Origin of the sequence: Serratia sp. CY38905, assembly GCF_052168875.1 — a bacterium.
GTDB classification, from domain to species: domain Bacteria; phylum Pseudomonadota; class Gammaproteobacteria; order Enterobacterales; family Enterobacteriaceae; genus Serratia; species Serratia sarumanii.
This window is the reverse complement of record NZ_JBJNLV010000010.1, coordinates 24,273-37,054: the sequence shown is the minus strand read 5'-3', so window position 1 is coordinate 37,054 and position 12,782 is coordinate 24,273. Positions and strand designations below refer to the sequence as shown.

Annotated in this window: 9 protein-coding genes and 1 tRNA gene; 2 read left to right on the top strand and 8 right to left on the bottom strand. The window is 63.6% G+C overall.

All coding sequences use genetic code 11. From position 1 onward, the window contains the following. Positions 1–20 precede the first annotated feature (20 nt). On the top strand, positions 21–596 hold the full coding sequence (dicD, locus tag ACJ8MK_RS18990) for a division control transcriptional repressor DicD (RefSeq protein ID WP_033636761.1): 576 nt from the start codon (positions 21–23) through the stop codon (positions 594–596). 160 nt (positions 597–756) lie between these two features. Further along, positions 757–832 (top strand) — tRNA-Phe (locus ACJ8MK_RS18985). Between the two features lie 231 nt (positions 833–1,063). On the opposite strand, the gene ACJ8MK_RS18980 is transcribed toward ACJ8MK_RS18985, so the two are convergent. From ACJ8MK_RS18980 to ACJ8MK_RS18945, 8 genes are all read right to left on the bottom strand, one after another. Beyond that, positions 1,064–1,444 (bottom strand): hypothetical protein, encoded by a 381-nt coding sequence (locus ACJ8MK_RS18980; protein WP_033649959.1) that lies wholly within the window; start codon positions 1,442–1,444, stop codon positions 1,064–1,066. A 158-nt stretch (positions 1,445–1,602) separates the two neighbouring features. After that, positions 1,603–2,223, bottom strand: coding sequence for a DUF2238 domain-containing protein (locus ACJ8MK_RS18975; RefSeq protein WP_033649958.1), 621 nt, complete (start codon positions 2,221–2,223; stop codon positions 1,603–1,605). A gap of 121 nt (positions 2,224–2,344) precedes the next feature. Then, positions 2,345–3,364, bottom strand: coding sequence for a 7-bladed beta-propeller protein YncE (yncE, locus tag ACJ8MK_RS18970; RefSeq protein ID WP_369916763.1), 1,020 nt, complete (start codon positions 3,362–3,364; stop codon positions 2,345–2,347). A gap of 105 nt (positions 3,365–3,469) precedes the next feature. Continuing rightward, positions 3,470–4,330 (bottom strand): isochorismatase, encoded by an 861-nt coding sequence (locus tag ACJ8MK_RS18965; protein WP_049194485.1) that lies wholly within the window; start codon positions 4,328–4,330, stop codon positions 3,470–3,472. Between the two features lie 3 nt (positions 4,331–4,333). Further along, entirely contained in the window at positions 4,334–5,962 is a 1,629-nt protein-coding gene (locus tag ACJ8MK_RS18960; RefSeq protein ID WP_033636753.1) for a (2,3-dihydroxybenzoyl)adenylate synthase, read from the bottom strand. Between the two features lie 7 nt (positions 5,963–5,969). After that, complete coding sequence (locus ACJ8MK_RS18955) at positions 5,970–7,175, bottom strand: isochorismate synthase (RefSeq protein WP_103772870.1); 1,206 nt, start codon at positions 7,173–7,175, stop codon at positions 5,970–5,972. Between the two features lie 211 nt (positions 7,176–7,386). Next, a complete protein-coding gene (gene entS, locus ACJ8MK_RS18950; RefSeq protein ID WP_033649954.1) occupies positions 7,387–8,643 on the bottom strand; it encodes an enterobactin transporter EntS in 1,257 nt (418 codons plus the stop codon). A 176-nt stretch (positions 8,644–8,819) separates the two neighbouring features. After that, on the bottom strand, positions 8,820–12,764 hold the full coding sequence (locus tag ACJ8MK_RS18945; protein ID WP_442517975.1) for an enterobactin synthase subunit F: 3,945 nt from the start codon (positions 12,762–12,764) through the stop codon (positions 8,820–8,822). Between the last annotated feature and the right edge of the window lie 18 nt (positions 12,765–12,782).

The following is a 12,782-nucleotide window of genomic DNA, read 5'->3' as shown; positions in this document are numbered from 1 at the left end:
GCGAATGGGAGGAAGCACAAGTGCAACGTGAACACGTCCTTGATACCGCGCTGGGCCTGTTGGAACAACAGGGTCTGGCGACCGCCACATTAGAGATGCTGGCGGAAAAACTCGACGTTCAGCCCGGCGATCTCAAACGGTTCTGGCCGGATCGCGAAGCGCTGCTGTACGACTGCCTGCGCTACCACGGCCAACAGATCGACACCTGGCGCCGCCAGCTACTGCTGGATGAAAACCTGAGCCCGCAGCAAAAACTGCTGGCGCGCTATGACGTGCTGGCGGAATACGTGCAGCACGACCGCTATCCCGGCTGCCTGTTTATCGCCGCCTGCAGCTTTTTCCCGGAAACGGATCATCCGATCCACCAGCTGGCGGAGCAGCAAAAGCTGACCTCGCTGGAGCTGACCCGCGAACTGCTGCGCGAAATGGACGCCGACGACGCCGACATGGTGGCGCAGCAAATGGAATTGATTCAAGAAGGCTGCCTGAGCAAACTGCTGGTAAAACGCCAGCTCCAGGACGTATCGGTCGCCAAACGGCTGGCGGAAGACATCTTGCAGGTGGCGCAGTGCCGCCGTAACGGGGCGCTGAGCTAGGCGAGCCGCGCTTGCGGCACCGTCAGCCCAAGGAGATAGCCTGAACAGGCGCAATTTTTGCGCCCTTTGCCTGAAAAGCCAGCAACCGGACGCGTTTTAACGCCTTTCATGCATAAAGCCGTTGACGGCCATCGGCCAATACGGTTTAATGCTGCCCGTTGCCCGGATAGCTCAGTCGGTAGAGCAGGGGATTGAAAATCCCCGTGTCCTTGGTTCGATTCCGAGTCCGGGCACCATATTTAGAAGAACCCGCCTATGGCGGGTTTTTCGCTTTCTGGGGTACGGACTCTCCATCGAACTGCGTTCGATTATTCGGCCAAAGGCCTCACCCTGCGGGCCAGCGCTGAAGCGCTGTTCAACGCGGCGCCAGCGCCGGTTGTCCGAGTCCGGTCGCCCTATTTAGAAGAACCCGCCTATGGCGGGTTTTTCGCTTTCTGGGTACGGACTCTCCATCGAACTGCGTTCGATTATTCGGCCTCTCGTTTCCTCGGCGGAACCAGCCCAATCAGTGCCAGTACGCAAGATTTAGCGACCAACACCAGATTGAGATGTCCGGGGAAAGCGACATTAACAAACCAAAAGACCAAGAAGACCGCCAGAGAAATCGGCCAAGCGAGCACAAAGAGCCGGGTATCGCATAGCCGCCGGGCGCAAAACAACAGCGTCAACACGATCGCCAACAGCCCGAAAGGCAGATACAGAATCAGCCTCAGGTAAGAGGCGACGACATCGGCGAACGAGGTGTTATTGATGACGGAAATCGTTAACTTCTGAAAGAACAACGTGTCGTTGTTATAGAGATCCAAAAGATTTAGCCACGCAAAGCTGAGCCCTATCGTTAACGACATCCATACTGCGTACGCTTTTCGGGATAAGGGGGTAATGATCAAACTCAGTCTCGCATTCAAACAGCCGCTCCGAACCAGTGATATAGCACAAATACGCTGAACCGGCGGTAAACGCGATTAAATGCAGCCCCCTCCAACCACGCCTTTGTTACCAAGATTTATCGACACAGGCGGCGAATTTGCCGGTCTTGCCAACCGGCGAACAGCAGCAAACCACATAGCGCGCCGAGCAAGGCGCAGAACATATCGGACTGGGTATCCCACGGGTCGCCCTGGGTGCCGAGAAACTCGTCGGCGCCCTGGCCCAGCGCCAGCGCCGCCCACCACTCGATCAGCTCGTAAACGGCGCTGATCGCCAGCGCGATGCAGCACACCACAAAGCCCAGCATCTTGCGGCCCTGCACATAGCCGCCGCGCTGCAGGATCTCGCGCGCCACCAGCGCCGGCACCAATCCCTGGAAGAAATGCCCCAGTTTGTCGTACGGGTTGCGGCCAAGATCCAGCCACTGCTGCACCTCAAACCCCAGCGGCACGCGGGCGTAGCTGTACATGCCGCCGAAAATAAGGATCAGCGCATGAAATAAAATCAGCGTGTAGAGCAGCGGCGTCAGCGGATAGCGGCGATAAGTCAGCCACAGCAGCGGCAAAACTACCAATACCGGCGCCACCTCCATCAGCCAGGTGGTGCGATCGTAAGGGCGGATGCCGCTGTGGATCAGCGCGGCCAGCAGCAGCAGGGTGATAACGGACAATAACAGCGGGGTACGCGAGGCAGGCATAACCAACGTTCCTTCGGGTTAACGGATCAATACACTCTTTATACCGCAGATCCTGGGGCGAAAAAAAACAGGCGGAGCGTCGCCGCTTCGCCTGTTCGATATGCGCGTACCCTGAGCGGGATTATTTCAGCGCTACGCGGATCACGTCGTCCGGCGCGGTGGCTTCTTTCTCGCGGCTGGAAGCCTGCTTGACGCTGACGTACAGCGTCTGACCGTCCGGCGACAGCGCCAGGCTGTTCGGGTGGGTCGGCGTCTTGATGGTGTTCAGCACCTTGTAGCTCTTGGCGTCGATTACGCTCACTTCGCCCGCCTGGCGATGGGTGACGTAAACTTCATTGCGCGCCGGGTTGAACAGCACCGCCAGCGATTCCGGCACGTCGATCTTGCTCAGGATGTTGCCGTTGCGGGTATCCACCACCAGCACCTGCGGCTGCTTGGAATCGGTGATGAACGCACGATGGGTAGCGGTATCCAGGCTGATGTTCAGGAAGAAGTGCTCTTTGGACTCATCCAGCTTCTTGCGCGACAGCACCTTGTTGGATTGGGTGTCGATGGTCACCAGCTCGCCGTCGGCGTTGGTGACATACAGACGTTTGGCGGCGGCGTCCAGCGCCAGGCCGGTGCCGTATTTGCCGGTGTCGGTCACGGTGGCGCGCAGGGTCAGATCCTTGCCGTCCACCACCCACACCACGCTGGATTCACCCAGACCGGTGATGTAAAGGGTATCGCTGTCGGCATCCGCCACCAGCTCACGCGGCGCCAGCGGCTTGACGGTCTCGGAGCGCTTGCGCGCGTCCAGCACCAGGCGGCCTTTCACGTCGCCGGTCTTGGCGTCGATGGCGGTCACCGAGTTATTGACGGTGTTGCCGAAGAACAGCGTGCCGGTCTTGGCGTTGACGGCGGCGCCGAACGGTTTGATGTCGTTATGAATAATCTGGGTCACGTCCAGCGTGGTCGGATCCAAGCGGTAAACGATGCCGCCCTTGTCCAGCTTGCGGCTCTGCGACGTCGCCAGGTAGAGCGCGTTCTCGCTCGGGCTGTAGGCCATTTCATAGGCGCCCTTGCCAACCGGCTTGCGCAGCACTTCCGGCGCGGTCTGCGCCAGCAGCGTATTGGAGAACAGCAGCGTGGACAGCAGCATCAGCGGAAATGCCGCACGTTTTCCCTTGGTGATCAAAGCATTCATCGTAATCTCCTTATAGAACCAACGGGGCGGCCGAGCGGCCGCCCTCTCTCGTGATTAAAATCAGGCTTTCTCTTCGGAAAGCAGCGCCCACCAGCTGTCGATGGTCGGGTTGCGCGCCAGCGCGATAAAGTCGATGTCGCCGCGGATCTTGCGCCAGCGGGTCGCCAGCTCCATGATGCGCACCGAATCCAGGCCGTAATCGATCAGGTTCTCATCGTTGCCCATGTCTTCGCTGTCTTCGTCAAGCAGCGGCAGGATCTGCTGACGCAGCGCATCGATGCTGGCGATACCGGCAGCCTGCAACAGAGACGCGGTGGTCACTACCCGGCCGCAGCGGCCGGCGGTGTAACGCAGTGCCATCAGGTGTTCATCGCGCGAGAAATCCGCCAGGCCGTCGGCCACCATGAACGGCTGGATATTGCGCATGAAGGCGTCGATGGCGGTGGTCAGGCAGCCGATGTGCGCATACACGCCGCAGATAATCAGCTGATCGCGGCCGGACTCCTGCAGGATCTCCTGCAGCGGCGAGCGGTGGAAGGCGCTGTAGCGCCATTTCACCAGCACCGTGTCGTCTTCGTCCGGCGCCAGCGCGGCGGTCACCGCCTGCTGCTCGGGGTGTTTGTTCAGGCCCGGCCCCCACATGTCGTTCAACAGCGCGCGATCTTCATCGCTCTGCTGGTTCGGCTGCGCGGTATAGAACACCGGGATGCCCTGCTGTTTGCAGTAGCGGCGCAGGTTGGCGATGTTCTCCACCACCTGTTTAATCAGCGCACTGTCTTCGCCCCAGAAATTGAGGAAATACTGCTGCATGTCGTGGATCAGCAGCGCGGCGCGCTGCGGTTCTACCTGCCAGGTGACTTTATTTTGCGGCAGTTCGTCCGCCGTCGGCAGCGCGTAGTCATTAAGTTTTGGAATGGCCATCGATTAATCTCCCTGAGCCTGAGTCTGTAGTTGCGCGTCGAGCTGCTGGCGCAGCCGTTTTTTGTCCACTTTGCCGACCGGGGTCAGCGGCAGGCTGTCCACCTGAATAAAGCGATCCGGCAGTTTGAAGTCCGCCACGCCCTGCTCGCGCAGGTGGCGGCGCAGCACCACCGGCTTCAGCGGCGCGTTGGCGATGATATAGGCGCAGCTCTTCTCCCCCATCAGCGCGTCCGGCATCGACACCAGCGCGGCGTTGATCACGTCCGGATGACGCAGCAGCAGGTTCTCGATCTCCTCGGCGGCGATCTTCTCTCCGCCGCGGTTGATCTGATCTTTCTGCCGCCCCTGCACGGTGATGTAGCCGTCTTCGCTGATACTGATCAGATCGCCGGAGCAGTAGAAACCGTCGGCGTCGAAGGCGTCGGCGTTGTGCGCCGGGCTTTGGTAGTAACCGCGGAAGGTATAAGGCCCGCGCGTCATCAACCGGCCGACCTCGCCCGCCGGCAATGGATTGCCGTCGTCATCCGCCACCCACACCTCGTCGTCCGGCGACATTGGCCGCCCTTGCGTCGTCAGGATGTGGCGTTCGTCGTCGTCCAGCCGGGTGTAATTCACCAGCCCTTCCGCCATGCCGAACACCTGCTGCAGTTGGCAGCCGATTTCGTTCTGAATGCGCGCCGCCAGCGTCTCGCCCAGCTTGGCGCCGCCCACCTGCAGCAGTTTCAGGCTGGCGAGCTGGGCATTGCCGCCCCACTCTTCGATCGCCTGCAGCCACAGCGTGACCGCCGGCGGCACCAGCGCCGTCACGTTGATTTGGTGCTGTTCGATCAGTCGGAAGCACTGCCCGGCGTCCGGATCGGCGGCGAACACCACCAGCCCGGCGCCATAAAACACGCCCAGCACGCCCGGCGAACTCATCGGGTAGTTATGCGCCACCGGCAGCGCGCACAGGTAGCGGGTCTGCGCGTCGAAACGGCAGATCTCCACGCTGCGGCGAATGCTGTAGTAGTAATCATTGTGGGTGCGCGGGATCAGCTTCGGCGTGCCGGTGCTGCCGCCGGAAAGCTGGAAGAACGCCACCTGATCGGCCGCGGAAGGCTGCGCGACAAAACCATCGCTCGCTTCGTCCAGCCAGGCGGCCAGCGCCAGCTCGCCCTCGGGCTGGCTGCGCAGCGCCACAACCCGCAGCGAAGGATGCGCATCGCGGAAGGCGTTCAGGAATTGATCGTCGGCAAACAGCGCGTGCTGACGATCGGCGATCAGCAGCGCCGGTTTGATCTGCTCGGCATAGGCATTCAGCTCGCTGCGCTGATGGCTGAACAGCGCGTTGACCGGCGCCACGCCAATTTTCAGCAGCGCGAAGAACACGATATAGAACTCCGCCACGTTGCCCAGCTGGACCAATGCGGCATCGCCGGATTTTACGCCGCGGCGCAGCAGAGCGGCCGCCAGGCGATCGGAGCGCTGCTGCAACTCGCGGTAGGTCAGGCTGCCCTGGGCGTCGATAATCGCCGGGGCGTCGTTGTTGGCCTGGCGGTCGAGGATCTCGGTCAGCGGCTTGTCAGTCCAGTAGCCGCGTTCGCGATAGCGGCTGGCGAACTCCGCCGGCCAGGGGGTAAAGGCAATGCTCATCTTGTCGTTATCCTTGATTCATACCAAAGGCACGCAGAATGGTGCTGAGTTTGGTGCCTGTTTCATGCCATTCAGATTCGGGTGAAGAGTCTTCCACAATGCCGGCGCCGGCGAACAGCCGCACCCGGTTGCCGTCAACGGTGCCGCAGCGGATAGTCACTACCCACTCGCCGTTGCCTTCGTCATCACACCAGCCGACGATGCCGCCAAACAGGCCGCGATCGAACGGCTCCAGCTTGCCGATCAGGGCGTGTGCCTGGGCCGTCGGCATGCCGCACAGCGCCGGCGTCGGGTGTAGCAGGCAGGCCAGCGACAGGGCATTTTCGTCTGGAGACGCCGCCTCGCCGTCGATCGGCGTGGAGAGATGCCACAGCGTGGTGGTGGTCAACAATTCAGGGGTGTGCGGCACGTTCAGGTAGCGGCAGCGGCCGGCCAGCACGGCACGCATGCTTTCGGTGACGATGCGATGCTCGTGGCGATCTTTCGCCGAGGCCATCAGCCGCTCCCCCACTTCGCGATCGCGCTGCGGGTCGGCCTCGCGCCGGGCGGAACCGGCCAGCGGGTTGGAGTAGAAACGGCCGCCGTCCTGGCGCAGCAGCAGCTCCGGGCTGGCGCCCAACAGCGCGCCCTGCTCCAGCGGCACGTGGAAGTGGAAACCGTGCGGGTTTTGGGCGATCACGCGCGCCATCAGCGCATGGCGATCCACCGGCCGGCGCGTTTCGATCTCCAGCAGGCGCGACAAGACCACTTTATCCAGCTCACCGGCCTTCATCGCGTCAACGGCATCGCTGACCATGTTCATGAACGGCTGCTGCGGCGGCAGCTCCGTTATGCCAGCCAGCTCCGGCCCCTCTGCCGCCGGCTGAACGCCGGCCATAAAAGCGGCGCGATCGAACCAGCGGCTCTGCTGCGGAATAAACAGCGCCGAAGGCTGCCGGGTATCGAACGGGATAGCGCCGCACAGCAGCGGATTTTTGATACCGGCCTGACGGGCCTCGGCAAACGCCTGCCGCACGCTGCGCTGGAACTCGCCGTTCAGATCGGCGCCGTCCGCGGCCGGCAGGCGAATGCGGCTGAAACATCCGGTGGTGGTCAAGCTGCGGAAAGGGGAGGTAAAGAAGAAGCCCGACGCCGGAGAAAAATCAGCGGCGAACAGGTGTTCTTCGCGCTCCTGCATTTCCTTTCGATTGATGTCGTTCACGGCAGTATCCATCGCTTCGCCCTCAGATTTTGAAGTGATAACCAATATAATAATGATTATCATTTGAGTTAATTCCGCGCTAAATTACTCGCCGATATTTGCCATGTCAATAAACGTAAACACTTCTTTCATTTCAAAATCATGACATAAACGCTGTGGGTTTTACGCATGCCGATGATAAGCATTGCTATTTGATCCCACAGCGTTGTCTTAACGCGTTCGACTACTTTTCTGTGGCGGGCTGCGGCTCCGGTTTGTGCAGCGTCACCTGGCGCAAACCGGTCATGGCGAACAGCAACAGGATGCCGAGCAGCGCCGCGCCGAAACCGAAACCGCTGGCGCTCATCGCCGGCAGCATAAAGGCGCCCATCGCCCCCAGCAGCAACGCGCCCAGCGCATCGCCCACCACGTTCTGCGCCGTCCACAGGCCGTTGATGCGGCCGAGGAAGTTGTCCGGCGTCAGGCTCTGGATCAGGCCGTATTGCAGCAGCGAGTTCAGCGCGCTCAGGTAGCCGAACGCCACCAGGCACAGCAACGCCAGGCTATACCACGGCATCAGGCCGAACAGGCCAATGGCGGCAAACGCCGCGATCGCCGTCAGCAGCATCACCCAGCCGGGGCGCGCCACGTGCGCCACGCGCCCGCTGGTGAAAGCACCGATGGCGGCGCCGAGCGGCACGGCGGCGTACATATAGCCGAGGTGGGCGGCGTCGATGTGCCAGCTTTCCGCCATCGCCGGGTACAGCACGCGCACCGCGCTGGCCATGGTCAGCAGCGCGCCGATCAGCGCCACCATGCCGATCACCTTGTTCTGGAACAGGAAGGCGAAACCGCCCGCCAGCGCGCGCAGCGGGTGTTCACGCGGCTGCGGCGGCGGCATCAGCTGCGGCAGGCTCAGCAGCGGCAGCAGCGTCAGCAGGGTGCCGAACGCCGCCAGGCCGTAGTTCCAGGCAATGCCCATATGGGCGATCACCAGGCCGCCGATCGCCGGAGAAAGGATCGAGCCGAAGCGCACCGTCAGCATGCTGATGGCGCCCGCCTGCACGATGTTTTCGCGGCCCACCAGCGCCGGCGTGGCCGCCAGCAGCGCCGTCACCCCCACCGCGCCGAAGAAGCCGTCCCACACCGCCAGCAGATAAATGGCCGCCAGCGAAGGCGACGGCAACAGGGCGTTGAGGCACAGGCCGACGAAGCCGATGCCGCAGGTGGAGCGCGCGAACAGGATCAGTCGGCGCCGCTCATAGCGATCGGCCAATACGCCCCCCATCAGCAGCCCGGCGAACATGCCGCCGCCGGCCAGCGTCACCGCCAGCCCGACCTGCAGGGTGGAACCGGTCAGCGCCTGGATCTGCACCGGGATGGCGATCGCCATCAGCCCCAGCGCCACAATGGAAATAAAGCGCGCGCAGAATACCGCGCGGAAAGCCCGGTTGGTTTTCAGCAGGCTAAAATCAAGCAGGATGGAGGGTTTGCTACTCATCGGTTATTCACCACATCGTTAAACGGGGATTCTGCAGTTGCGGGGCGCTATGCTAGCACAGATGGCGAAATCAATAATGATAATAAAACTCATTGATATTCAACCGTGAGCAACCGCAAGAAACGCCGCCACACGCGGGGTCATCCCCGTGCCTGGCGGCGAGATGACGGACGCGATTACAGCGTGCGCAAGATCCGGTTCAGCAGCGGCCCCAGCACTTTGAACGACGCCGGCGAAACGATATCGACATGCGCACAGTCCAGCTCGTGCGCCTGCAGCGCATCGACGTACTGCGACCAGGTTTGCTGCACGTCCATCCCTTCCTGCAGCGTGCGTTTGGCGACGAACAGCGTCGCCTGGCCGTGGAAACGGGCAGTACGCGTGTGCGACAACAACCGCACCGAGTCGGCGTAGTTGGCTTCAATGTTGTCGAACATCGCGGTGCGCGTCTCGCCCAGCGCCGGATCGAGCGTATCCTGCGACACCGCCAGGAACTGCTCGCGCTCGCGCTGCACCTCCTTCAACACGTTGTCGTCCAGCATCACGTCCCAGTTTTGGGTCTCCGGCGGATAGGTATCCAGCAGGCCGAGGAACGCCACCTGCTCGCCGCGCGCCTGCAGCCGGGCGGCGATGCCCTGCGCCAGCGTGCCGCCCAGCGAGTAGCCGATGAAGTGGTACGGCCCGTGCGGCTGTACCTGCAACACCGTCTGCAGGTGGGCATCCACCACCTGATCCATATCTTCGCTCAGCGCCAACGGGCCGTCCGGCCGCGGCGACTGGATACCGACCAGCGACCAGTGCTGATCGAGATAGCGCGGCAATACGCTGAACTGCCACGAGAAACCGGACGCCGGGTGCAGACAGAACAGCGTCGGCCCCTCGGTGACGCGCAGCGGCAATACGCTGTCGAAGCCGCTGCGATCGGCCTCTTCCTGCGTGCGATCTTCCGCTAACAAGACAGCCAGCTGCTCGACGCGCGACGCCACCATTACCTGGCCGACGGACACCGCCTTGCCCAAATCGCGGCGCAGCTCCGCCGCCAGCCGCATCGCCAGCAGCGAATGGCCGCCGAGCGCGAAGAAATCGTCATCGGCGAACACCTGCTCGCGCTGCAGCAATCGGGCAAATACCGCCGCGATCTCGCTTTCCAGCCCGGCCTGCGGCGGCCGCCCAGCCTTGCGCTCGCCGCCCTGCGGCTGCGGCAAGGCCTTGCGATCCAGCTTGCCGTTGGCGCTCAGCGGCAAATCGCTCATTTCCACCAGCGCCACCGGCACCATGTGCGGCGGCAGCCGGTCGGCCAGCGCCGCGCGCAGGGCTTCCGCATCCCAGCTCGCGCCAGGCTGCATCACCAGATAGCCCACCAACTGGCGCGCATCGCCGCCGGCGTCCACCGGCGTGCCCTGCAGCACCAGCGCGTGCGTCACCGCCTGGCGCACGCCCGGCAGCGACAGCAAGGCGTGGTCGATTTCGCTCAGCTCGATCCGCTGCCCGCGGATCTTCAGCTGATCGTCGCTGCGGCCCAAATATTCCACCGCGCCGTCCGGCAGCCAGCGCGCCACGTCGCCGGTGCGGTACATGCGCCCGCCCTCGCCGAACGGATCGGCGACAAAGCGACTGGCAGTCAGATCCGGCCGGCCAAGGTAGCCGTGCGCCAGCTGCACGCCGGTCAGATACAGATCGCCCGCCACGCCCGGCGGCACCGGCCGCAGGCGCGCGTCAAGAATGCGCAGCCCGGTGTTCCATACCGGCAGGCCGATCGGCACGTTGGCGCCGGTCACCTTCGCCAGCGCGTCGCCGTAGGCCGGATGCCAGGTCACGTCCACCGCCGCTTCGGTCGGGCCGTAGAGGTTGTGCAGCGGCACCGCCGTGCGGCTTTGCCACAGGCGGCACAGCTCCGCCGGCAGCGCTTCGCCGCTGCAGAACACCTGGCGCAGCGCGGCGCAGCTCGCCACCGCCGCGTCGTCGTCCAGGGCGGCAACGAAAGCCGCCAGCATCGACGGCACGAAGTGCAGCGTGGTAATGCTCTGCTGCGCGATCAGCTGTTGCAGCTGCTGCGGATCGCGGTGCGCTTCCGGCGGCGCCATCACCAGCCGGGCACCGACCATCAGCGGCCAGAAGAATTCCCATACCGAGACGTCGAAACTGCACGGCGTTTTCTGCAGCACCGCGTCGTCCGCCCCCAGCGGATACTGGTGCTGCATCCACAGCAAGCGGTTGACGATCGCCTGATGGCCGACCAGCACACCTTTCGGGCGCCCGGTGGAGCCGGAGGTAAAGATGATATAGGCCGCATGGTTCGGCGTCGGGCCCGCGATCGCCACCCCGGCGGCGTGATCGGCCGGCAGCGGCGCGTCATACAGCAAAATTTCGCCCTTGTCGGCGAACCGCGCCTGCTGCGCCGGGTTGGTGATGACCAGCCGGGGCGCGGCGTCTTCCAGCATCATCGCCAGCCGCTCGTCCGGATAACCGGTGTCCAACGGCAGATAGGCGGCGCCCGCTTCCACGATCGCCATCAACGCCAGCGACAGGAACACCGAACGCGGCAGCGCCACCGCCACGATGTCGCCCGGCCGCACGCCCTGCGCAACCAGCTCACGCGCCAGCGCCATGACCTGCTCGCGCGTTTCGCGGTAGGTGAAATTGAAATGCGCATCCGCCAGCGCCGGCGCGTCCGGCGTGGTTTGCGCCTGCTGCGCCAGCAACTGGCTCAGCGTGGTCGCCGGCACCGGGTGCGCCGTGTCGTTGACCCGCGTCAGCAGCGCGTGATCGTCGGCGGTCAGCATATCGGCTTCGCCGATCGGCAACGTTGCCTGCGCGGCGAACTGCGCCAGCAGCAGCGGCAGTCGCTGCAGGTGCGCCTGCAGTTCCTGGCGACCGTAACGCTCGGCGTTGGCCAGCAGTTCCACCTTCAACTGATGGTGTTCGTCGATAAACAGCGCAATCTCCAGATCGCGCACCGGCCCGGAGGCCAGATCGTGAGTGATGCCTTCGATACCGGCGAAATCCAGCTGGTAATCGAACATTTTGAAGTTGAAGACCGTGCCGTACAGCGGTTCGCCGTCGCCGATGCGCCCCAGATCGCGCTGCACCTGCTCGGCGTCGTAGCGCTGATGGCGGCGCACCGTTTTCAGCTCGCGGCTGATGCGGGCGGCGGCCTCATACAGCGTGGCCTGCGGCTCGAGATGCATCTCCATCGGCAGTACGTTGATCACTGGCCCGGCGGCGCACAGGGCGGCCGATCCGGTACGGCGCATGAAGATAAAACCGGCGCTGAAACTCGGTTGGCCGCTCAGGCGCGATACCCACAGCGCCACCAGCGCCACCGCCATATCGGCGGCGTTCAGCTTCTGCTGCGCGCCGCACTGCACCAGTTCGGCGAAAGCCTGCGGATCGCAGCGCTGTTCCAGCCGGTGGATGCGCGGCGTGGGGGTTTGCCCGGCCAGCGGCTGCGGGCAGAGCGTGGCCGGCGGCGGCAACTGCCGCGCTTTTTCGAGCCAGAAATCGGCGTCGCGCTGCCAGGCCGGCGCCTCCCGGTAAGCCTGGTATTCCGCCACCACGTCGCTGAACGCCGTGAAAGGCGTCGGTTCCAGCGCGTCGCCGCGGCAAAGATGGGTGTAAATCGCCGCCACGCGGCGAGCGATGGCGGTGAAGCTGAAACCGTCCACCAGCAGATGGTGATAGCGCTGATACCAGAACCAGCGGTTATCCGCCAGGCGCATCACCACATGGCGATACAGCGGTGCGCCGCTGCCGGCGCGCAGATCGCTCGCCAGATCGATGTCCATCAGCGCGCGCGCGGCGGCTTCGGGATCCGGCGACGTCGTCAGATCGACAAGTTCCGGCTCGTGCACCGCCAGCGCGTCATCCAGCCATTGCACCGGCACGCCGTCGCGTTCCGCAAAACGCAGGCGCAGCATGTCCACCTCGCCCAGGCCCTGGATGATGGCCTGCAGCAGAGGCTCTACGGCAATGGGGCCGTTGAGTTCGATGGCGTGGGCCACCGCGTAGGCATTGCGATGCGGGGAGATTTGATCGGCGACCCAGATGCCGGGTTGCGCCGCGACCAGCGGCCATTCGCCCGCAAGCGCCGGGCCGCTGAGAGAGTTAGGGGTGTGTGACACTGCTTATTGCTCCCGTGA

What these genes read in the sequence shown, in the direction of transcription:
- ACJ8MK_RS18965 (WP_049194485.1), bottom strand. Translation starts at nt 4,330, where the DNA reads ATGGCCATTCCAAAACTTAATGACTACGCGCTGCCGACGGCGGACGAA.
- ACJ8MK_RS18955 (WP_103772870.1), bottom strand. Translation starts at nt 7,175, where the DNA reads ATGGATACTGCCGTGAACGACATCAATCGAAAGGAAATGCAGGAGCGC.
- ACJ8MK_RS18975 (WP_033649958.1), bottom strand. Translation starts at nt 2,223, where the DNA reads ATGCCTGCCTCGCGTACCCCGCTGTTATTGTCCGTTATCACCCTGCTG.
- entS (WP_033649954.1), bottom strand. Translation starts at nt 8,643, where the DNA reads ATGAGTAGCAAACCCTCCATCCTGCTTGATTTTAGCCTGCTGAAAACC.
- ACJ8MK_RS18960 (WP_033636753.1), bottom strand. Translation starts at nt 5,962, where the DNA reads ATGAGCATTGCCTTTACCCCCTGGCCGGCGGAGTTCGCCAGCCGCTAT.
- yncE (WP_369916763.1), bottom strand. Translation starts at nt 3,364, where the DNA reads ATGCTGCTGTCCACGCTGCTGTTCTCCAATACGCTGCTGGCGCAGACC.
- ACJ8MK_RS18980 (WP_033649959.1), bottom strand. Translation starts at nt 1,444, where the DNA reads ATGTCGTTAACGATAGGGCTCAGCTTTGCGTGGCTAAATCTTTTGGAT.